15 protein-coding genes are annotated in these 21,160 nt (G+C 66.1%); 12 read left to right on the plus strand and 3 right to left on the minus strand.

Going from position 1 to position 21,160, the window contains the following annotated elements:
- The first annotated feature begins 3 nt into the window (after window positions 1-3).
- From tig to BWQ92_RS19865, 5 genes are all read left to right on the plus strand, one after another.
- Window positions 4-1,395 (plus strand): trigger factor, encoded by a 1,392-nt coding sequence (gene tig, locus BWQ92_RS19845; protein WP_076802521.1) that lies wholly within the window; start codon window positions 4-6, stop codon window positions 1,393-1,395.
- A 258-nt stretch (window positions 1,396-1,653) separates the two neighbouring features.
- Complete coding sequence (locus tag BWQ92_RS19850) at window positions 1,654-2,268, plus strand: ATP-dependent Clp protease proteolytic subunit (RefSeq protein WP_003803391.1); 615 nt, start codon at window positions 1,654-1,656, stop codon at window positions 2,266-2,268.
- Between the two features lie 33 nt (window positions 2,269-2,301).
- Window positions 2,302-2,961, plus strand: a complete 660-nt coding sequence (locus BWQ92_RS19855) for an ATP-dependent Clp protease proteolytic subunit (RefSeq protein WP_076803851.1) — start codon at window positions 2,302-2,304, stop codon at window positions 2,959-2,961.
- Between the two features lie 195 nt (window positions 2,962-3,156).
- Window positions 3,157-4,443 carry an ATP-dependent Clp protease ATP-binding subunit ClpX gene (gene clpX, locus BWQ92_RS19860; RefSeq protein WP_076802524.1) on the plus strand — a complete coding sequence of 429 codons (1,287 nt, stop codon included), beginning with the start codon at window positions 3,157-3,159 and terminating at the stop codon, window positions 4,441-4,443.
- Between the two features lie 99 nt (window positions 4,444-4,542).
- Window positions 4,543-5,181 (plus strand): mycothiol-dependent nitroreductase Rv2466c family protein, encoded by a 639-nt coding sequence (locus tag BWQ92_RS19865; protein ID WP_076802526.1) that lies wholly within the window; start codon window positions 4,543-4,545, stop codon window positions 5,179-5,181.
- A gap of 362 nt (window positions 5,182-5,543) precedes the next feature.
- On the opposite strand, the gene valS is transcribed toward BWQ92_RS19865, so the two are convergent.
- The gene (valS, locus tag BWQ92_RS19870) at window positions 5,544-8,165 is read right to left on the minus strand and encodes a valine--tRNA ligase (RefSeq protein WP_076802529.1); all 2,622 of its coding nucleotides are present in this window, start codon (window positions 8,163-8,165) and stop codon (window positions 5,544-5,546) included.
- A 76-nt stretch (window positions 8,166-8,241) separates the two neighbouring features.
- Here valS and BWQ92_RS19875 point away from each other — a divergent pair, with 76 nt between their 5' ends.
- Together BWQ92_RS19875 and BWQ92_RS19880 are read left to right on the plus strand one after the other, a co-directional pair.
- The gene (locus tag BWQ92_RS19875) at window positions 8,242-8,604 is read left to right on the plus strand and encodes a DUF488 domain-containing protein (RefSeq protein WP_076802532.1); all 363 of its coding nucleotides are present in this window, start codon (window positions 8,242-8,244) and stop codon (window positions 8,602-8,604) included.
- Window positions 8,605-8,613: 9 nt separating this feature from the next.
- Entirely contained in the window at window positions 8,614-9,393 is a 780-nt protein-coding gene (locus BWQ92_RS19880; protein ID WP_076802534.1) for an SDR family oxidoreductase, read from the plus strand.
- Window positions 9,394-9,413: 20 nt separating this feature from the next.
- On the opposite strand, the gene BWQ92_RS19885 is transcribed toward BWQ92_RS19880, so the two are convergent.
- On the minus strand, window positions 9,414-10,460 hold the full coding sequence (locus BWQ92_RS19885; RefSeq protein WP_076802536.1) for an endonuclease/exonuclease/phosphatase family protein: 1,047 nt from the start codon (window positions 10,458-10,460) through the stop codon (window positions 9,414-9,416).
- A 344-nt stretch (window positions 10,461-10,804) separates the two neighbouring features.
- Between BWQ92_RS19885 and ileS the strand changes: the two genes are divergently transcribed.
- Genes ileS through ndk form a run of 4 tightly spaced genes read left to right on the plus strand, consistent with a single transcriptional unit; the run spans window position 10,805 to window position 16,435 of the window.
- Window positions 10,805-14,116, plus strand: a complete 3,312-nt coding sequence (ileS, locus tag BWQ92_RS19890) for an isoleucine--tRNA ligase (protein ID WP_076803852.1) — start codon at window positions 10,805-10,807, stop codon at window positions 14,114-14,116.
- A gap of 3 nt (window positions 14,117-14,119) precedes the next feature.
- Complete coding sequence (locus BWQ92_RS19895; RefSeq protein ID WP_076802538.1) at window positions 14,120-15,481, plus strand: bifunctional folylpolyglutamate synthase/dihydrofolate synthase; 1,362 nt, start codon at window positions 14,120-14,122, stop codon at window positions 15,479-15,481.
- Window positions 15,481-15,975 carry a DUF4233 domain-containing protein gene (locus BWQ92_RS19900; RefSeq protein WP_076802541.1) on the plus strand — a complete coding sequence of 165 codons (495 nt, stop codon included), beginning with the start codon at window positions 15,481-15,483 and terminating at the stop codon, window positions 15,973-15,975. The genes BWQ92_RS19895 and BWQ92_RS19900 overlap by 1 nt, the downstream gene beginning before the upstream one ends.
- A gap of 40 nt (window positions 15,976-16,015) precedes the next feature.
- The gene (gene ndk / locus BWQ92_RS19905; protein WP_076802543.1) at window positions 16,016-16,435 is read left to right on the plus strand and encodes a nucleoside-diphosphate kinase; all 420 of its coding nucleotides are present in this window, start codon (window positions 16,016-16,018) and stop codon (window positions 16,433-16,435) included.
- A 92-nt stretch (window positions 16,436-16,527) separates the two neighbouring features.
- Here the strand turns inward: ndk and BWQ92_RS19910 are convergent, their stop codons facing one another.
- Entirely contained in the window at window positions 16,528-17,211 is a 684-nt protein-coding gene (locus BWQ92_RS19910; protein WP_076802545.1) for a vitamin K epoxide reductase family protein, read from the minus strand.
- Between the two features lie 458 nt (window positions 17,212-17,669).
- On the opposite strand from BWQ92_RS19910, the gene BWQ92_RS19915 reads away from it, so the two are divergent.
- On the plus strand, window positions 17,670-21,023 hold the full coding sequence (locus tag BWQ92_RS19915) for an Rne/Rng family ribonuclease (protein WP_076802548.1): 3,354 nt from the start codon (window positions 17,670-17,672) through the stop codon (window positions 21,021-21,023).
- Window positions 21,024-21,160 lie beyond the last annotated feature (137 nt).

The following is a 21,160-nucleotide window of genomic DNA, read 5'->3' on the forward strand; positions in this document are numbered from 1 at the left end:
ACCGTGAAGAGCGCTGTCGAGAACCTCACCCCCACGCGGGTCAAGCTCAATGTTGAGGTCCCCTTTGAGGAATTGAAGCCCAGCATCGACGAGGCATACAAGACTGTTGCTTCGCAGATCCAGGTTCCTGGCTTCCGTAAGGGCAAGGTTCCCGCCAAGCTGATCGACCAGCGCGTCGGCCGCGGCTACGTCTTGGAGACCGCCATCAATGAGGGCCTCAACGGCTGGTACCAGGCTGCTGTCCAGGAATCCGGTATCCGTCCCCTGAGCCGCCCCGAGGTTGAGATCACCGAGGTTCCGGATCCTTCCGCCACCGAGGGTGAGCTGAAGTTCCAGGCCGAGGTTGACGTCCGCCCGGAGATCGAACTGCCCGACTACTCCGGCATCAAGGTCGAGGTTGCCGCCGCCGAGTCCTCCGACGCCGACGTCGACAAGGCCCTGGACGAGCTGCGTGGCCGCTTCGGCACGCTGAAGACCGTTGAGCGCCCCGCCGCTGACGGCGACTTCCTGACCATCGACATCACGGCCAGCATCGACGGCGCCGAGGTGGACTCCGCTTCCGGCCTGTCCTACCAGGTTGGCGCCGGCACCATGCTCGAGGGCATGGACGAGGCTGTCACCGGCCTCAGCGCTGACGAGGACGCCATCTTCGACACCACCCTCGTGGGCGGCGACCACGCCGGCGAAGCCGCGCAGGTCAAGGTTGTTGTCAAGTCCGTCAAGGAGCGCGAGCTGCCCGAGGCGAACGACGACTTCGCCCAGCTGGCCTCCGAGTTCGACACCCTCGCCGAACTGCGCGAGGACCTCGCCAAGCAGGCTGCCAGCTCCAAGGTCGTGGAGCAGGGCGTCGAAGCCCGCGACAAGGTCCTGGACAAACTCGTTGAGCTGGTTGAGGTTCCGGTTCCGGAATCCGTCGTCGAAGAGCAGCTTGAGCAGCACTTCAAAGCCGAAAACTCCCACGGTGAAGGCGAGCACGACACCGAGGAGCACCGCGCCGAGGTCAAGGCCAACACCGAGCGCGCCTTCCAGAACGAGATCATCCTCGATGCCATCGCCGAGAAGGAAGAAGTGGGCGTCAGCCAGAACGAGCTGATCGACTACATCGTCACCACTGCCAGCCAGTACGGCATGGACCCGAACCAGTTCGCCCAGATCATCGACCAGAGCGGCCAGGTTCCCATGATGGTTTCCGAGGTCCGCCGCCGCAAGGCGCTGGCCGTCGTCCTGGGCCAGGCCGAGGTCACCGACTCCGAGGGCAACAAGGTCGACCTGACCGACTTCGTTCGCCCCGCCGGCGAAGAGGCCCCGGCCGTCGACGCCGAAGAAGTTACCGAAGCTGACGAGGCAGCCGGCGAGACCGTCGCGAACGACGATCCCGCGGCTGTGAAGTTCTAGCAGCTGTGAAGTTCTAGCAGCCGCGTGCAGCAGTGTGCCAGCCCCCGGGTCCTCGGATCCGGGGGCTGGCGCGTTAACGGCATTGTGCGGCTGCTGCGGGCAATCGTGCGCCGTCAGCGAACAGTGCGATTCCGGCGAACAATTCCACTCCGAAAGCGGTTAGTGTCCAAGTAGTGAAGTTCAGTGATGTCGAACAGTAACGTCACCGTCACCAGCGAGAGGTAAGTACAAATGTCACAGCAAGCAGCGGCCCCCCGCATGGCAACCGTCGATCCTGCAGCCCAGGACAACTACATCTACAACCGCCTGCTGAAAGAGCGCATCATTTGGCTTGGCTCCGAGGTCCGCGACGAGAACGCGAACGCGATCTGCTCGCAGCTGCTGTTGCTGTCCGCCGAGGACCCCAACAAGGACATCTACCTCTACATCAATTCGCCCGGCGGCTCGGTGACGGCCGGCATGGCCATCTACGACACCATGCAGTTCATCCCCAACGATGTCGTGACCGTCGCCACCGGCCTGGCGGCCTCCATGGGACAGTTCCTGCTGTCCTCCGGCACCAAGGGCAAGCGGTACGCCACCCCGAACGCCCGCATCCTGATGCACCAGCCCTCAGGCGGCATCGGCGGAACGGCGTCTGACATCAAGATCCAGGCCGAGCTGATCCTCCACATGAAGAAGGTCATGGCTGAACTGACCGCGGACCAGACCGGCCAGACGGTGGAAACCATCCTCAAGGACAACGACCGGGACAAGTGGTTCACCGCCACCGAAGCGCTGGAATACGGCTTCTTCGATAAGATCTCCGCGCACGCAGGATCTGTCGCCGGCGGCGGCGGAACCCAGAACGCTTCATCCAACGGCCAGAGCTAACCGGCATCACGACAGAATCCAGGAGCAATGAACATGAACTACAATTTCGGATCGTCTGCCGGTAACCTGCCGACAAGCCGCTACGTGCTGCCGCAGTTCGAGGAGCGGACACCTTACGGCTTCAAGCGCCAGGACCCCTACACCAAGCTCTTTGAGGACCGCATCATCTTCCTCGGGGTGCAGGTGGACGACGCCTCTGCCGACGACATCATGGCGCAGCTGCTGGTGCTGGAGTCCACGGACCCGGACCGCGACATCACCATCTACATCAACTCGCCAGGCGGCTCCTTCACCGCCATGACCGCGATCTACGACACCATGCAGTACATCCGCCCCGAGATCCAGACCGTGTGCCTGGGCCAGGCGGCAAGTGCCGCCGCCGTGCTGCTGGCCGCGGGCACGCCGGGCAAGCGGCTCGCCCTGCCCAACGCCCGTGTCCTGATCCACCAGCCGGCGCTGTCCGGCGGCCAGGGCGGACAGGCGTCCGACCTCGAGATCCAGGCGGCCGAGGTCATGCGCATGCGGACCTGGCTGGAAGAGACCCTGGCCAAGCACTCCGGCCGCACGCCGGAACAGGTCAACAACGACATCGAGCGGGACAAGATCCTCACCGCTGCCGAGGCACAGAGCTACGGCCTGATCGACCAGGTCCTCGATTCCCGCAAGATCAAGCCGCAGGCGCTCGTCAGGTAACGACAGGTACCTGCCGGGTAAACAGCAGTAACGGACGCCGGTGCGGTTGAGATTTTTGAACCGCACCGGCGCCGGGTTTCCACCCCTCGGGCCGAATGTGACCTAGAGTGGATGTAGTCATTGCCGGTTTCCGGCGGTGACTGTCAGCGACCGGTGCAAAGCTGCCCTTGCGGCAAGATTCTAAGGGGTTCACATATGGCTCGGATTGGCGAGAGCGCGGATCTGCTCAAGTGCTCTTTCTGCGGCAAGAGCCAGAAGCAGGTGCGCAAGCTCATTGCCGGGCCCGGCGTCTACATCTGCGACGAGTGCATTGAGCTCTGCAACGAGATCATTGAGGAAGAACTCGCAGAAGTCGCCGACCTGGGCAGCTTCGAACTGCCCAAGCCCCGCGAGATCTTTGACTTCCTGCAGGAATATGTCATCGGCCAGGAACCGGCCAAGCGTTCCCTGGCCGTCGCGGTTTATAACCACTACAAGCGGATCCAGGCCGGCCACTCACCCAAGAGCGGCACGCTCGCCGACGGCGTCCACCATGACGACGTGGAAATCGCCAAATCCAACATTCTCCTGATTGGCCCCACGGGCTGCGGCAAGACCTACCTTGCGCAAACCCTGGCGCGCCGGCTGAACGTCCCGTTTGCCGTTGCCGATGCCACAGCCCTGACCGAAGCCGGCTACGTGGGCGAAGACGTGGAGAACATCCTCCTCAAGCTCATCCAGGCCGCCGACTACGACGTCAAGAAGGCCGAACAGGGCATCATCTACATTGACGAGATCGACAAAATCTCGCGCAAGAGCGAGAACCCCTCGATCACCCGCGACGTTTCGGGCGAGGGCGTGCAGCAGGCCTTGCTGAAGATCCTTGAGGGAACTGTTGCCTCGGTTCCCCCGCAGGGCGGCCGCAAGCACCCGCACCAGGAATTCATCCAGATCGACACCACCAACGTCCTCTTCATCGTTGCCGGCGCGTTCGCCGGCCTTGAGGACATCATCGGCTCCCGGTCCGGACGCAAGGGCATCGGTTTCGGCGCACCGCTGAACGAGGTCAAGAACACCGATTCCTACGGCGAAGTGATGCCGGAAGACCTGCTGAAGTTCGGCCTGATTCCGGAGTTCATCGGCCGCCTGCCGGTCATCACCACGGTGTCCAACCTTGACCGTCCCGCCCTGATCCAGATCCTGTCCACGCCCAAGAACGCCCTGGTCAAGCAGTACCAGAAGATGTTCCAGCTGGACGGCGTGGAGCTGGTGTTCGACGACGCCGCCCTGGACATGATTGCCGACCAGGCCCTGGAGCGGGGCACCGGAGCCCGCGGACTGCGCGCCATCATGGAGGAAGTCCTCCTGCCGGTCATGTTCGACCTGCCCAGCAGGGACGACATCGCCAGCGTGGTCATCACCGCCGACGTGGTGGCCAAGAAGGCACAGCCCACCATGATCACGCACGACGTCGTGGCGAAGCGCCGCAACAAGTCCGCGTAGCGGAAATAAACATCCGCCCCGCCGGAATAAATTCACCCGGCCCGTCGCTGTCCCTTAAGCGTGCCGACCGGGTATTGCCATGCGGCACGCCACACCCCAATGACTTCCTTGAGGAGATTTGCTGTGTCTGAGAACGCCGCCAACAAGGCCGACTTCTGGTTCGACCCCCTTTGCCCGTTCGCCTGGATCACCTCCCGCTGGATCGGTGAAGTGGAAGAGGTCCGCGACATCAAGACGGAATGGCACGTGATGAGCCTGTCCGTGCTGAACGAAGGCCGCGACCTCGACCCCAAGTACCGGGAGGCCATGGACAAGGCGTGGGGGCCGGTGCGGGTCATCATCGCCGCGCAGGAGCAGCACGGCGACCACGTGGTCAAGCAGCTGTATGACGCCATGGGATCGCAGATCCACGACGGCGGCCAGCAGGACTTCTCGATCGTCATCAGCAAGGCACTGGCCGAGGTCGGCCTCCCCGCCGAGCTGGCAGCCGTCGCCGACTCCGACGAGTACGACCAGCAGCTGCGCGCCAGCCACGAAAAGGGAATCTCGCTGGTGGGCCAGGATGTTGGAACCCCCGTGGTCGCCTTCAACGGCACCGCCTTCTTCGGACCCGTCCTCACCCGCATCCCGCGGGGCGAGGAAGCCGGGAAGATCTGGGACGCAGCGGTGACCCTCGCTGCCTACCCGCACTTCTTCGAGATCAAGCGCAGCCGCACCGAAAGCCCTGCCTTCGACTGAGCCGGCGCCCGCCGTCGGGCCATGTTAGAGCCCCGGCAGAACTACACCAGAGTAGTTCTGCCGGGGCTCTTGCGCATTCGGATCAGGAGGACGAGGATAGTTCTTACCCACTTCGAGAGAAGCGGGACGCAAGAACCAAAGATTCAGTGACATGCTTCCAACGCAGCCTTTGGCAAAGTTAGAAGCAGGCTACCAGTGACAAGGTAGGAAGACCTGAAATTCTAAGGATCTTGCCAGACTGTCAAAGATGTCACCAGACAGCCGAAAAGTCGAAGCCCCACCAACGGCAAAACGCTGATGGGGCTTCCCCTTTGCCCAAAAACATCCGGGCTGCCCGGACTTGGTCCGGGCTTATTTTTCTGTCAGGCCTGCGCCGGCTCCTCGGCCGGGGCCAGCTCCACATCGCTGACCGTGAGCTCGCCCTCGCCCGTGTTGAGCGAGATCTCCTGCGCGTTGGCCGCAGCCTTCAGATCCCCGAGTCCTGCCTGGAGCTGCGCCACAAGCGCCTCCGGGGCCGTGATCGTTGCCGACAGCACCTCGGTGCGCTGCTTGACCTTGGCCTCGGACTTGGCCTTCCGGATGCCGCTGAGCGCAAGGCCAACGGTGCCCAGCATGGCGGTGTCGCCGTCGGCGATCTCCAGCGGAGCGGGCCACGCGGCGCGGTGCACGGAACCGGCGCGCCACCAGCTCCACACCTCTTCGGTGGCGAAGGGCAGGAACGGCGCGAAGAGGCGCAGCAGCGAGTCCAGCGTTGTAGCCAGGGCCGCCAGCACGGAAGCCTGCTCGGTCTCGCCGGCGGCACCGTAGGCGCGGTCCTTGATCAGCTCGACATAATCGTCCGTGAACTGCCAGAAGAACGATTCGCTGATCTGCAGTGCACGGGCGTAGTCGTAGTTGTCGAACGCCTTCGTGGCCTGGGCCACGACGTCGGACAGCTGGGCCAGCAGGGCACGGTCCAGGGGGTTCGTCAGGACGGACAGGTCCGTGGAGACCACCGAGTTCTCCGTGGCGCCCAGGTTCAGGACGAATTTCGAGGCATTCAGAAGCTTGATGGCCAGGCGCCGGCCGATCTTCATCTGCGCGATCTCGTAGGCCGTGTCCGCGCCTAGGCGTGCCGAGGCAGCCCAATACCGGACAGCGTCGGAGCCGTATTCGTTCAGGACATCCGTCGGCACCACCACGTTGCCCTTGGACTTGGACATCTTCTTGCGGTCCGGATCCAGGATCCAGCCGGAGATGGCCGCGTGCTTCCACGGCGCGACGCCCTGCAGGGCGTCGGCGCGGACGACGGAGGAGAACAGCCAGGTCCGGATGATGTCGTGGCCCTGGGGACGCAGGTCGAACGGGAAGACCTTGCCGAACAGGTCCTCGTCCCGGCTCCAGCCGCCCACGATCTGCGGGGTCAGGGATGACGTGGCCCAGGTGTCCAGCACGTCGGCGTCGCCGGTGAAGCCGTTGGGCTGCTCGCGCTGGGATTCGTCGTACCCGGGAGCGGCGTCCGCTGCCGGGTCAACGGGCAGCTGCTCGTCGGACGGCAGGATGGGGGAGTCGTAGTCGGGGTTGCCCTGGGCGTCCAGCGGGTACCAGACGGGGATCGGGACTCCGAAGAACCGCTGGCGGGAAACCAGCCAGTCACCGTTCAGGCCCGCAATCCAGTTCTCGTACCGGGAGCGCATGAAGGACGGGTGGAAATCGATCTCGTGGCCTCGGCCAATCAGGCGTTCGCGGCGGTCCTCGTCGCGGCCGCCGTTGCGGATGTACCACTGGCGGGAGGTGACCACCTCGAGGGGCTTGTCGCCCTTTTCGAAGAAGTTCACCGGGTGGGTGATCTTCTTGGGCTCGCCGTCGAGCAGGTCTGCCTGCGTGAGCAGCTCCACCACGGCCTCCTTGGCGGAGAAGACCGTCTTGCCGGCGATGGCGGCGTAGGCCTCACGGCCGGCCTCTGTGGTGATCCAGTCCGGGGTGTCGGCGAGGATGCGGCCGTCGCGGCCCACGATCGCGCGGGTCGGGAGCTGCAGTTCGCGCCACCAGGTCACGTCGGTCAGGTCACCGAAGGTGCAGACCATGGCGATGCCGGAGCCCTTGTCGGCCTTGGCCAGCGGGTGTGCCTTGACCTCCAGCTCGACGTCGAAGAGGGGGGACTTCACAGTCTTGCCGAACAGCGGCTGGTACCGTTCGTCGTCGGGGTTTGCCACCAGCGCGGCGCAGGCCGCCAGCAGTTCCGGACGGGTCGTCTCGATGAAGATCTTCTCGCCGTCGGCCGTGAAGAACGGGTAGCGGTAGTAGGCGCCCGGCACTTCGCGGTCCTCGAGCTCTGCCTGGGCCACGGCGGTGCGGAACGTGACGTCCCACAGCGTGGGGGCCTCGGCCATGTAGGCATCACCGGCAGCCAGGTTGGCGAGGAACGCGCGCTGGGAGACCGCGCGGGACGTGTCATCGATGGTGCGGTAAGTGAGGTTCCAGTCCACGGACAGGCCAAGGGTCTGGAACAGGTTCTCGAAGACCTTTTCGTCCTCGACCGCGAGCTCCTCGCAGAGTTCGATGAAGTTCTGGCGGGAGACGACGTCGAAGTCCCGCTGGTTCTTCGCCGGCTGTGCCGGCGGCTGGTAATCCGGGTTGTACGGGATGGCGGGATCGCAGCGGACACCGTAGTAGTTCTGGACGCGGCGCTCGGTGGGGAGGCCGTTGTCGTCCCAGCCCATGGGGTAGAAGACGTTCTTGCCGGTCATGCGCATGTAACGGGCCTGCACGTCGGTCTGCGTGAAGGAGAACATGTGGCCCACGTGGAGGGAACCCGAAGCGGTGGGCGGGGGAGTGTCGATCGAGTAGACCTGCTCCCGGGCGGTGTTGGGGTCGAACCGGTAGGTTCCTTCCTCGAGCCAGCGCTGCGTAAGGGCAGCCTCCAGACCTTCCAGGGCCGGCTTGTCGGGAACGTTGATGGGGGTGGTGGCGGGCGTGTCTGTACCCTGCGTTGATTCAGCCATGGCCCAATTGTTTCATGCCGGACATTTGTTTCCTGCCCATGCTGCCCGCCCGGCCGCCGGGAGTAGCATGCCGCCTATGACCAAAGCAGACGCTTCCTTTGCGATCAAACGCATTTATGAGGAACCCGCGGACGACGACGGCTGCCGGGTTTTGGTGGACAGGCTCTGGCCGCGCGGGGTCAGCAAGGACCGGGCCCGCCTGGAGCTGTGGCTGAAGGACATTGCCCCCTCGCCGCCGCTGCGGCAGGAATTCGCCCACATGCAGGAGAGGTTCGAGGCCTTCCGGGCCCGGTACGAGGACGAACTGGCCGGCAACCCTGCCGTCGGTCAGCTCCTGGAGTTGGCGGCGAAGCACGGGAAGGTGACGCTGCTGTACGCGGCCCGGGATCCGGAGGTGAACCACGCCAGGGTGCTGCTGGAGTTCCTGGCAGCCCGTTAGGGTGGTGCCATGACTGACGTTTCCGCAAGTTCTGACGTGTCCACCAACAAAGCAGCCCTGGTTACAGGCGCCAGTTCCGGCATTGGCGAGGCCACTGTGCGCGCGCTCCGCGCCGACGGTTGGCGCGTCTTCGCCGTCGCCCGCCGCCAGGAACGGCTGGATGCGCTGCAGGCCGAGACGGGCGCCGTCGCCCTGGCCGCGGATATCGCCGAGGACGGCGATGTGGCCCGCCTGCTGGCCGAGGTGACGTCCGCCGGCGGGATCGACACGCTGGTCAACATCGCCGGCGGTGCCCGCGGGGCTGACCGCGTGGGCCAGGCCGTGACCGAGGACTGGGAGTGGATGTACCGCGTCAACGTCCTGGGCACCATGAAGGTCACGCGCGCCTTCCTGCCGATGCTGCGCGAGAACGGCGAAGGCACCGTCCTGAACCTCACCTCCACGGCCGGGCTCGATGCGTACGAGGGCGGGGGCGGCTACAACGCCGCCAAGTTCGCCCAGCACGCCCTGACCGGGGCGCTGCGGCTGGAAGAAGCCGAGCACAATGTCCGGGTCATCGAGATCGCGCCCGGCCTGGTCCAGACCGAGGAGTTTGCCCTTAACCGGCTCGGTGATGCGCAGGCGGCCAGCAAGGTGTACCAGGGCGTGGAGAAGCCGCTGACCGCCGAGGATGTGGCCGATGTGGTGCGTTATGCCGTGAGCGCCCCGCACCACGTCAACCTCGACCAGATCGTGATCCGCCCGGTGGCGCAGGCGTCGACCTTCAAGCTGATCCGCAAGCAGGCCTGATCCGGCTAACCGCCGGCAGGCTAGCCCCCGGCCGGGATGTGCAGCGTGGCCAGGACGGCCGCGTGGTCCGTCCCGGTGACGCGGTGCACGGCATAGCCCGACGCCGGAATGTGCGGACTGGTGACCAGATGGTCGATGGTGACGCCGGGCAGCGCCTGGCCGTCCATCGGCCAAGTGGGCGTGAACCGCGTCCCGGACGCCATGCCGACATCCACCAGCTTGCGGCTGCCCGGGCCGCCGTCGAGCAGACGGCGGAACTCCGAGTGGTCATAGGTGGCGTTGAAGTCCCCGAGCAGGAGCTGGTTGCCCCTGGCCTCCACCCCGTTGCGCGCGGCGAGCCGGCCCAGCGCTTTAAGGTCGCTGCGCCACTGCCCGACGCGGTCATGTACCGGTGGGAACGCATGCACGTTCGTGACCTCGAGAGTGACGGTCGTGCCGGCACCCGCTTCGGAGAGTGTCAGCCGGAAGGTCGGCATCCGGAAAGGGGTATCGGGAACCAGTCCGATGGCTTCGAGGGGATGTTTTGAGTAGGTTGCGCTGCCCGAGGCCTTCTTCCCCGGATCGCTGATCCTGTGGGGCAGGAGCTTCCCCAGTCCCTCCGCGGCAAGCCTGTCCTCCAGTGCCTGTGTGTGCTCCTGGATGGCCAGCAGGCCCACCCTGTTTTCCCGGACCAGCCTGACGATTTCCGCAGCATCGGCCCTGCCGAAGAGGGAGTTGATGCTCATCACCCTCAGCTGCGCCGCAGTGCCGGTACGGGAGGCCGCGGTGCCCACCGTGCCCGCCGCCTGTCCGGTATCCGGCGGTCCGGCGTCTGCCCGGCCGGCGTCGGGCGCCCAGAGCCAGAAAAGCTGCGCGCCAAGGATCAGGCCGGCAGCCGCCGTCACCACGGGCCGCCGGCCGGGCAGCGCCAGGGCCAGCGCAAGCGCGGCCGGAATCACCAGCCAGGGAGTGAAGGACAGCAGCTGCACCACCGTTGTAGGCCACTCAGCCGGGACGGCACGGAACACCGAAAGCGCCGCGACCGGCAGGAGGATGCACACCGCCAAAACCCGCGCCCAAGCAGTCATGGATCGAGTGTAGGCCCACGGTGCCGCGGTTATGGCCGCCGCGGCCACAGCAGTTAGACTGGACGCAACAGCTTTGACCCGGCCATCACCGGCGAGCTTCCGGAAGAACACCCGGCCCGCGGTGCGGACACCGATCGCGGACCAGGCAAGTAGAACCGGACGGGTAAGCCCGTCACAGCAGCAATGAGCGGCCGGCGCCGGTGCAGCCCTTTCCTGGAAAGGTGCGGTTCCGTGCCGGTAAGTGAGGTGGTACCGCGGTGCCGGTGCAGTCGTCCTGACTGCCACGTGCCGTCCTCGCATCCTGAATGATCCACTTGTTCACCAGCTCAACCCAGGATGTCGAGATGACGTATTACCCCAAGGCCTCAGCAGCCCCGTCGGGCTCCTCCGCAGGAGTTTCCGCCTCCGTGAAGTTTCCGGAGATCGAAGAGCGGATCCTCAAGTACTGGGACGAGGACGGCACTTTCCAGGCAAGCATCGACCAGCGCAGCACCGACCTTCCCGGCGGTGCCCCCGGCAGCAACGAATTCGTCTTCTACGACGGCCCGCCCTTCGCCAACGGCCTGCCGCACTACGGCCACCTGCTGACCGGCTACGCCAAGGACCTCGTGGGCCGCTACCAGACACAGCGCGGCAAGCGGGTCGAGCGCCGCTTCGGCTGGGACACCCACGGCCTGCCCGCCGAGCTGGAAGCCATGAAGCAGCTGGGCATGACGGACAAGACCCAGATCGAGGCCATGGGCATCGACAAGTTCAACGACGCCTGCCGCGCCTCGGTGATGAAGTACGCCAACGAATGGCAGGCCTACGTCACCCGCCAGGCCCGCTGGGTGGACTTCGACAACGACTACAAGACGCTCAACGTCGAGTACATGGAGTCCGTGCTCTGGGCCTTCAAGCAGCTGCACGAGAAGGGCCTGACCTACAACGGCTACCGCGTGCTGCCGTACTGCTGGAAGGACGAGACGCCGCTGTCCAACCATGAGCTGCGCATGGACGACGACGTCTACAAGAACCGCCAGGACCAGACCGTCACGGTGACGTTCCCGATCAAGGCGGGGGAGTCCGGCCTGTCCCGGCAGCTGGCCGGCGTCCAGGCGCTCGCCTGGACCACCACGCCCTGGACGTTGCCCACCAACCTGGCGCTCGCCGTCGGGCCTTCCATCAGTTACGCCGTGCTGCCCGCCGGACCGAACGGCATCAAGGCCGCCTCGGCGGAGGCGCCCGTCTCCGGCAGCTTCCTGCTGGCCGAGGACCTGCTGGGCACCTACGCGAAGGACCTGGGGTATGACGACGCGGCTGTTGCGGCCGCCGCCGTCACCTCCACCCACACCGGCGCCGAGCTCGAAGGGCTGACCTACGAGCCGCTGTGGCACGACTTCGCCGACACCGAAAAGTACGGCACCCAGAACGCCTGGCAGTTCCTCGTGGCGGACTACGTCACCACCACCGACGGCACCGGCATCGTCCACCAGGCCCCGGCCTACGGTGAGGACGACCAGAAGGTCTGTGAGGAAGCCGGCATCCCCGTGGTCCTCTCCGTGGACGAGGGCGCCAAGTTCCTGCACCTGTTCGCCCACGGCGACCTGCACGACATCGTGGGGCTGCAGGTCTTCGAGGCCAACAAACCCATCACCCAGGTGCTCCGTGCCCAGGGCCGCCTGGTCCGCCAGGCCAGCTACGAGCACAGCTACCCGCACTGCTGGCGCTGCCGCAACCCGCTGATCTACCGCGCCGTCTCCTCCTGGTACGTGGAGGTCACCAAGTTCCGCGACCGGATGTCCGAGCTGAACCAGGAAATCAACTGGATCCCCGGCAACGTCAAGGACGGCCAGTTCGGCAAGTGGCTCGCCAACGCCCGGGACTGGTCCATCAGCCGCAACCGCTACTGGGGCAGCCCCATCCCGGTGTGGCAGTCCAGCGACCCCGAGTACCCGCGCACCGACGTGTACGGCTCGCTCGCCGAGATCGAGGCCGACTTCGGCCGGCTGCCGCTGAACAAGGACGGCCAGGTCGACCTGCACCGGCCGTTCATCGACGAGCTGACCCGGCCCAACCCGGACGACCCCCGCACGCCCGAAGAAGGCCAGTCCGTCATGCGCCGCGTGGAGGACGTGCTGGACGTCTGGTTCGACTCCGGCTCCATGCCGTACGGCCAGGTGCACTACCCGTTCGAGAACGAGGCCTGGTTCGACACCCACAACCCGGCCGACTTCATCGTGGAGTACATCGGGCAGACCCGCGGCTGGTTCTACATGCTGCACATCCTGTCCACCGCCCTGTTCGACCGCCCGGCCTTCCGGAACGTCATCAGCCACGGCATCGTGCTGGGCTCCGACGGGCAGAAGATGTCCAAGAGCCTGCGGAACTACCCGGACGTTTCCGAGGTCCTGGACCGCGACGGCTCCGACGCCATGCGCTGGTTCCTCATGTCCAGCCCGATCCTGCGCGGCGGCAATCTCGTGGTCACCGAACAGGGCATCCGCGACGGCGTCCGCCAGGTGATCCTGCCGCTGTGGAACGTGTACAGCTTCTTCACGCTGTACACGAACGCCGCTGCCGGCGGTTCCGGCTACGAGGCCAAGCTCCGGTACGACGGCTACACGGACACGCTGGACCAGTACCTGCTGGCCAACACCGGCGACCTCGTCCGCAACATGACCGCCCAGCTGGACACCTACGACATCTCCGGCGCCTGCGATGAGCTCCGCAGCTACCTGGACATGCTCACCAACTGGTACGTCCGCCGCAGCCGCCAGCGCTTCTTCGACGAGAACGCCGACGCCTTCGACGCCCTGTACACCGCCCTGGAGGCCGTGTGCCGCGTTGCTGCCCCGCTGCTGCCGCTGGTGTCCGAGGAGATCTGGCGCGGCCTCACCGGCGGCCGCTCCGTGCACCTGGCCGACTGGCCGGACCCGGAGCTGTTCCCGTCCAACGCCGCCCTGGTGGAGGCCATGGACCGGGTCCAGCAGATCTGCTCCACCGGTTCCTCGCTGCGCAAGGCCGCCAACCTGCGCGTGCGCCTGCCGCTGCAGGAACTCACTGTCGTGGCACCCGGTGCAGATGCGCTGGAAGGCTTTGCCGCCGTCGTCGCCGACGAACTGAACCTGCGCTCGGTCCGCCTGCTGGACGCCGCAACCGCCTCCCCGGAGGAATTCGGCATCGAACAGAAGCTCGTGGTCAACGCCCGCGCCGCTGGTCCGCGCCTGGGCAAGAACGTGCAGCTGGCCATCAAGGGCTCCAAGTCCGGTGACTGGTCTGTTTCCGACGCCGGTGTGGTCACCGCCGGCGGCCTTGAGCTGGAACCGCAGGAATACACGCTGGAGACGGTGGTGGCAGAGTCCGACGCCGGTTCGGCCTCCGTTGCGGTGCTTCCGGGCGGCGGCTTCGTGGTCCTGAACACCGAGGTGACCCCGGAACTCGAGGCCGAAGGCCTGGCCCGGGACATGGTCCGGGCTATCCAGCAGGCACGCAAGGATGCCGCGCTCAACGTGAGCGACAGGATCCGGACCACAGTCAGCGCCGCGCAGAACGTCATCGACGCCCTGCTGGCCAACTCCGAGCTGGTCAAGACCGAAACGCTGACGCTGGAACTGGATGCCGTGCCCGCCGACGCCGCGGAACCGCGCATCACCGTCGAAAAAGTGGGGGCCTGAAACATGACCGACGAATTCTCCGTGGAGAGCGTCTACGCCGAGCTGCTGGGCCGGGCGCCGGAAAACAAGATGGAGCCCCGGCTTGCGCCGCTGTTCCGCGCCATGGATGTGCTGGGGGAGCCGAACAAGGCCTTCCCGATCATCCACATCACCGGCACCAATGGCAAGACGTCCACGGCCCGGATGATCGAGGCCGGCCTGCGGGCCCATGGCCTCAGCACCGGGCGCTACACCAGCCCGCACCTGTCCAAGGTGACGGAGCGGATCAGCCTGGACGGCGCGCCCGTGCCCGATGAGACATTCGTGCGCATCTGGGACGAGATCCGCCCCTATCTGCAGATCGTGGACGACGAGCTCACCGCCGAGGGCCAGCCCCGGCTGACGTACTTCGAGTGCCTGACCATCCTGGCCTTCGCCGTGTTCGCCGACCAGCCGGTCAACGTGGCGATCATGGAGGTGGGGCTCGGCGGCATCACCGACGCCACCAATGTGGGCGACGGCCAGGTGTCTGTGGTGACACCCATCTCCCTCGACCACACCGACCTGCTCGGCGACACTACCGAGGACATCGCCTACGAGAAAGCCGGCATCATCAAGCCCGGCGGCTTCCTCGTCAGCGCGGCCCAGCCGCTGGACGCCGCCCAGGTCCTGCTGGAGAAGGCCAAGGAGGTGCAGGTCCCGTTCCGCTTTGAGGGGGTGGAGTTCGGCGTCGAATCCCGGCAGGTCGCCGTCGGTGGACAGGTGGTGACCGTCCAGGGCATCGCCGGCCGCTACCCGGACCTCATAGTCCCGCTGCACGGCGCCCACCAGGCCGAGAACGCCGCCGTGGCCGTGGCGGCACTGGAAGCGTTCCTGGGCGGCGGCGAGAAGGAGCTGTCCCTGGAGGTCCTGCAGGAGGCCTTCGCCAATGTCTCGTCCCCCGGGCGCCTCGAGGTGGTGCGGACGGCACCGACGATCATCGTGGACGCCGCGCACAACCCGGACGGCATCCGTGCCTCCGCCGAGGCGATCCAGGAGGCCTTCAGCTTCAGCAAACTGGTGACCGTGGTGGGCGTGCTCAAGGAAAAGGACGCCGAGGAAATCCTGCGCCAGCTCAAGGAGTCGCTGGGGGACCTCGCGGAGGAATTCTGCTTCACCCAGTCCAACTCCCCGCGGGCCGTGCCGGCAGCGGAACTGGCGGAGCTCGCCGTCGACCTCGGCTTTGGCGAGGAAAACGTGCACATCGCCGAGAAGCTGGACGATGCGCTGGAGTGGGCCGTGGAGCGCGCCGAAGCCAACGACGACCTCGCCGGCGGCGTGCTGGTGACCGGTTCCATTACGCTGGTGGCGGACGCCCGCATCCTGCTTGGCAAGGCGGCCACCTGATGGCCCGGCTTACCAAGGCCCAGCGCGAATGGCGCCCGGGCATGCCCAAAAAGCGGCGCTCCACCAAGGTCATGTTCGCCTCGACGGTGCTGCTGCTGGAAGCGTTCGTGGTTTTCTTCGCAACGCTTGCCGTGTTCGGCCTGCGGCGCGCGGAGATCCCCCCGGCGCTGATCCTCTCCGTGGGCATCGGGCTGAGCGTTGTCCTGATCCTGGCCTGTGCCGTGCTGTCCAAGCCGTGGGGCGTGGCGCTGGGCTGGATCCTGCAGCTGGTGCTCATCCTCCTTGGTTTCGTGGAGCCCATGATGTTCCTGGTCGGGGCACTCTTCGCCCTGTCCTGGTGGTACGGCATCCGGACCGGCATTCGGATCGACCGCGAATCAGCCCAGCGGGAGCACGAGCAGGCTGAATGGGAGGCCGCGCACCCGGCGTCAGCCGGAAATGAAGGCGCCGGTAACGAAGGCTCTGGCACTGAAGGCACTGGCCAGACCCCGTAGACTTACCAGTAAACCCGCAACCAACCTCATTGGAGCAACTGTGAGCATTGAGCGCACCCTTGTCCTGATCAAGCCGGACGGCGTCACCCGCAACCTGACCGGCGAAATCCTCAAGAGGATCGAAGCCAAGGGCTACACCCTGGCTGAACTCAAGAAGACCAACGCCAGCCGTGAACTGCTCGAGCAGCACTACGAGGAGCACGTAGGCAAGTCCTTCTATGAGCCCCTCGTGGAGTTCATGCTGAGCGGCCCCGTGGTCGCGGCGATCTTCGAAGGCCACCGCGTCATCGAGGGCTTCCGCTCGCTGGCCGGCACCACCGACCCCACGACGGCGGCCCCCGGCACCATCCGCGGCGACTTCGGCCGCGACTGGGGCCTGAAGGTCCAGCAGAACCTCGTCCACGGTTCCGACTCCGTGGACTCGGCCGAGCGCGAGATCAAGATCTGGTTCCAGGCCTAATCTCTCCGCCCGGTTAAGCGCGAACGTACAGTTGTGGCCCCTGACTCCGAAGAGTCAGGGGCCACAACTGTACGTTCGCGCTCTTTGTTGGCCTAGAAACCCGAGGTGCCGACGAAGACCTGGATGAAGGCGAAGAAAATCGTCGCGATAACGGCCACGTAGAGCAGCGCTGTGACGATCCACCCGGAGTCTCCCACGATCCGGGCAACGCCTGACGGGACGGGGATGACGCCGTGGACGACGTTGCGTACTGTCACCCAGACGAAGAGCGGGATCATCGCCGCCCACACAATCATGCAGAACGGACACAGGATGCGGATTTCGTACAGCGCCTGGGACCACAGCCAGACCACAAAGATGAATCCAAGCGTGACGCCGGTCTGCAGCCCGATCCAGTACCAGCGGGCGAACCGCGCGCCCGCCAGCAAAGCCATTCCTGCGGTGATCGTGATGGCGAAGGCCACGATGCCGATGAACATGTTGGGGAAGCCGAACACCGAACTTTGCCACGTCTGCATGACCTGGCCGCAGGAAATCCAGGGGTTCACATCGCAGACGGTGGTGTGGTTGGGATCCTTGAGGACCTCGAGTTTCTCCAGCACCAGTGTTCCGGAGGCGAGCCAGCCAACGACGCCGGTGATGACCAGCAGCCAGCCGAACGGGCGGTCGCGGGTCATGGCCGGCACTGCGGCGCCGGCCGGAACAGCGGCCGGCCCGGCACCGTCCAGGTGGTCCTGTTCGTAGTCCGTGCCCGTGGAAGGCGAAGTGCGTGGCATGGGATAGCGTCCTTTTGTCTGGGGGTGCTCCTGCCCAGATTGTATCGCCGCCAGCTTGAGGCAGTCTGTACCCGGTGCTCACGGGCGCATTGACCGCCCCCGTCACACAATTACAGCGTATTTGAACAGCAATATGAGAGAATAAACGTGGCTGGAGAGCGAACCACATTCGAACTCCAGTCCGGTGGCTTGTTCCCAAGACCGCCAATGAGCAGCGGTGCAGGCTTGAAAAGAAGATCCAGCCTCCCGCCTTCCATTGGACGGCACCTGGTTGTGGTTGTCAGAAACAACGGGTTCCAGTAACAAGCCCGCCGGCCTGTCAGGCCTGCCGCACCCCACTGCCGGTGCGAGCCTGCTGGTATCCAATTGACTTCTGTCAATGCCTGCGGGTTTTGACAATATGTGCCCCAATGGGTGCCGAATGTGGCGGCATGTCAGGGGCAGGAGTGTTGCCACATATGGATAATGACCAGGTCATAGCCGAGAATGTCGAACCGGCTGCCGCCGATGAGGCCGCCGCCGAGGCTCCCAAGAAGGTCACCAGGACCCGACGCAAGGCTGCACCCAAGGCCACAGCAGCGGACGCCGAGACCGCGGCGTCGGAAACCGCTGCTCCGGTACCTGCAGCGTCTGAGACCGTACAGCCAGACACCGCAGCGTCTGAAACTCCTGTAGCCGAAGTCGCCGCGGAGGCCGGAGAAGCACCGGCCAAGGCCCCGGTCCGCCGGAGCCGCGCACGGAAGAAGGTTGCCGAGGAACCGCTGCCCGCGTTCGCGGAAGGTGCCGGGGCCGAAGTTGACGCACAGGCTGCCGGCGCGCAGGTAGCCGCCACTGAGCCGGCAGTCACGGGGCCGGCAGACGAGGCCGCTGCTGAGGAGCTGGCCGCCGAATCCAAGCCCGTCCGCCGCCGTCGGACAACGAAACCCAAAGCCACTGAGCCCGCCGAAAGCCCCGCGGAATCCGCCGGAGCCTCCGCTGCGGGCACTGCCGTAGCAGCCGCTGAGGAAACCCAGGCTGTTCCGGAAACCCCGGCAGCAGCGGCCACTCCCGAATCCGCTGCTGCGCAGGAAGCCGGTGCTGTTCAGGAAACCGCTGCTGCGCAGGAAGCCGGTGTTGTCCAGGAAGCGGCTGCCGAGGAGGAAGCCGAAGAAGAGGCTGCCGCGCAGTCGCCTCTGGCTTCGCTTTTCCTGGAGCCCGCCTCCGTTACATCGATCATCTTCCAGGCCCCCGACCTGAATACAGTCATCCGCCCCGCCGCCAAGGAAGACGCGGCCGCCGGGGAGGGCGAGGACGAGTTGGAGGACGAGGGTGGCCGGCGCCGGCGGCGCAGCCGCGGCCGCCGCGGCCGCAGCCGGTCCGACCGTGAAATCACCGACGGCGACGAGGGAGCAGAAGTTTCCGACGAAGCCGGCGAAGATGAGGGCGCCCAGCCCGAAGACGGCGTGACGTCCCGCCGTCGCCGCCGCCGCCGCCGCGGCGACCAGGATCTGGAACTGACCGGCGGGGGAGAAGACGATCCGCCCAACACGGTCACCCGCGTCCGCGCCCCCCGGGCCATCAGCGAGGCGCCGGCAAGCAACCGCGTCACCAGCGTCAAGGGATCCACGCGCCTCGAAGCCAAGAAGCAGCGCCGCCGGGAATCCCGCGATACCGGACGCCGCCGCACGGTCATCACCGAGGCCGAGTTCCTGGCCCGCCGGGAATCCGTGGACCGCCAGATGATCGTCCGCCAGCGCGACGACAGAATCCAGATCGGCGTCCTGGAGGACGGCGTCCTGGCCGAGCATTTCGTCTCCAAGACGCAGCAGGACTCCCTGATCGGCAATGTGTACCTGGGCAAGGTGCAGAACGTTCTGCCGTCCATGGAGGCCGCCTTCGTGGACATCGGACGCGGGCGCAACGCCGTGCTGTACGCCGGTGAGGTCAACTGGGATGCAGCCACCCTCGAGGGCAAGCAGCGCCGGATCGAAAATGCCCTGAAGTCGGGCGACTCCGTCCTGGTCCAGGTCACCAAGGACCCCGTGGGCCACAAGGGCGCGCGGCTGACCAGCCAGATCTCCCTGCCCGGCCGGTACCTTGTATACGTTCCCGGCGGGTCCATGACCGGCATCTCCCGCAAGCTGCCCGACGTCGAACGCAACCGGCTCAAGCGCATCCTCAAGGACCGCCTCCCCGAGGACGCGGGCGTCATTGTCCGCACCGCCGCCGAAGGCGCCTCCGAGGAGGAACTGACCCACGACATCAACCGCCTCCGTGCCCAGTGGGAGGGGATTGAAAGCCAGGCCAAGTCCACCAAGGTCCTCGCCCCCGAACTGCTCTACGGCGAACCGGACCTGACCATCAAGGTTGTGCGCGACGTCTTCAACGAGGACTTCTCCAAGCTGATCGTGTCCGGCGACGAAGCATGGGACACCATCGAGGCGTACGTCACCTACGTCGCACCGGACCTGGTGGGCCGGCTCGAAAAGTGGACCAAGGACGAGGACATTTTCTCCGCCTGGCGCATTGACGAGCAGATCCACAAGGCCCTGGACCGCAAGGTGTTCCTGCCGTCCGGCGGCTCCCTGGTCATTGACCGGACCGAGGCCATGACTGTGGTTGACGTTAACACCGGCAAGTTCACCGGCAGCGGCGGCAACCTCGAAGAGACCGTCACCAAGAACAACCTCGAGGCTGCCGAGGAAGTGGTCCGCCAGCTGCGGCTGCGCGACATCGGCGGCATCATCGTCATCGACTTCATCGACATGGTGCTGGAGTCCAACCGCGACCTGGTCCTGCGCCGCCTGGTGGAGTGCCTGGGCCGCGACCGGACCAAGCACCAGGTCGCCGAGGTCACCTCGCTGGGTCTGGTGCAGATGACTCGCAAGCGCATGGGTACCGGCCTCCTGGAGGTCTTCGGCGAGCAGTGCGAGGTGTGTGCGGGCCGGGGTGTGGTCACACATGACGAGCCGGTGGAGCACCGCCGCGCCAACACCGTGGCCGCGGAGCACCATGTCCACCGTGCGGAGGTCCAGCCCCCTGCCCGTCCGGAGCGGAAGCGCCGCCGTGGCAAGGGCGGACAGCAGCCAGAGGGCGCTCCGGCCGCCCCTGCCGCGCTGCACCACCCCGACCCCTCGGAAGCAGAACGCCACGCCAAGGCTGAAGCCACCCGCGCCGCCCTCGCCAACATCGCGGCAGCGGCGCACGCCGCGCACCTGCACGAGGAGGCCGCGCAGACCGCCGCCGCGTCAGCGGAAGCACCGCGTCCGGCCGCGCCAGCGGCTGCCGCACCGGAAAGCCCTGTGGTGCACCGCGCTCCTGAAACGGAGAGCATCTCCGGCCGGCCAGGGGCAGTGCTGACTTTTGGCGGCGAGAAGGTGATTCTTCCGTTTGTCGATCACAGCGATGAGCCGCCGAAGGAAGCGCCGGCCCTGACGCTGGACCGCCTGGAGGAGGCCTTCGCGCACCTCGGCAGCCCGGTTGCGCCCGCCGAGAAGGAGGAGCCCAGGGAAGAGGCGCCGGCCCAGCGGGAAAGCGAGCAGCGGGAAAGCCGGCAGTCGGAAAGCCAGCCTGCTGCGGGCCAGCTGGCCGAAAGCTCCACCGCCCTGTCCCGGGGGCGCCGTCCGCGACGCAACCGCAGCGCCAGCCGTCCCCAGGGCGCAGCCAACGAAACATCCGTGGAGCACCACGAGGTTGCTCCCGCATCCGCCGCCGGGCACTCGCACGAGGCCAAGGCACCGGAGACGGGTGACGGCAGCGCGGCCAAGGCGGCTCCGCAGCCAGCCAGCGAACCGATCATTCTGGGGGTTGGGGTACCCGCCTCGGAACTCTGAGCTGATCAAGGTCTGGGATGACTGACTTCTGAATCCAGAGGAAGGGTCCGGCACCGCGCTTGCGGGGCCGGACCCTTTTCGCTGCCGGCCTGTCGCAAACGTCAAATTCGGCGCCATATCCGGAACGAACCGCTAGG

It is taken from the genome of Arthrobacter sp. QXT-31 (assembly GCF_001969265.1).
GTDB lineage: Bacteria > Actinomycetota > Actinomycetes > Actinomycetales > Micrococcaceae > Arthrobacter.

Coding starts and splice junctions, on each gene's coding strand:
- BWQ92_RS19895 (WP_076802538.1), top strand. CDS start 14,120: ATGACCGACGAATTCTCCGTGGAGAGCGTCTACGCCGAGCTGCTGGGC.
- BWQ92_RS19850 (WP_003803391.1), top strand. CDS start 1,654: ATGGCAACCGTCGATCCTGCAGCCCAGGACAACTACATCTACAACCGC.
- clpX (WP_076802524.1), top strand. CDS start 3,157: ATGGCTCGGATTGGCGAGAGCGCGGATCTGCTCAAGTGCTCTTTCTGC.
- valS (WP_076802529.1), bottom strand. CDS start 8,165: ATGGCTGAATCAACGCAGGGTACAGACACGCCCGCCACCACCCCCATC.
- BWQ92_RS19875 (WP_076802532.1), top strand. CDS start 8,242: ATGACCAAAGCAGACGCTTCCTTTGCGATCAAACGCATTTATGAGGAA.
- BWQ92_RS19915 (WP_076802548.1), top strand. CDS start 17,670: ATGGATAATGACCAGGTCATAGCCGAGAATGTCGAACCGGCTGCCGCC.
- ileS (WP_076803852.1), top strand. CDS start 10,805: ATGACGTATTACCCCAAGGCCTCAGCAGCCCCGTCGGGCTCCTCCGCA.
- BWQ92_RS19900 (WP_076802541.1), top strand. CDS start 15,481: ATGGCCCGGCTTACCAAGGCCCAGCGCGAATGGCGCCCGGGCATGCCC.
- BWQ92_RS19885 (WP_076802536.1), bottom strand. CDS start 10,460: ATGACTGCTTGGGCGCGGGTTTTGGCGGTGTGCATCCTCCTGCCGGTC.
- BWQ92_RS19855 (WP_076803851.1), top strand. CDS start 2,302: ATGAACTACAATTTCGGATCGTCTGCCGGTAACCTGCCGACAAGCCGC.
- BWQ92_RS19880 (WP_076802534.1), top strand. CDS start 8,614: ATGACTGACGTTTCCGCAAGTTCTGACGTGTCCACCAACAAAGCAGCC.
- BWQ92_RS19910 (WP_076802545.1), bottom strand. CDS start 17,211: ATGCCACGCACTTCGCCTTCCACGGGCACGGACTACGAACAGGACCAC.
- BWQ92_RS19865 (WP_076802526.1), top strand. CDS start 4,543: ATGACTTCCTTGAGGAGATTTGCTGTGTCTGAGAACGCCGCCAACAAG.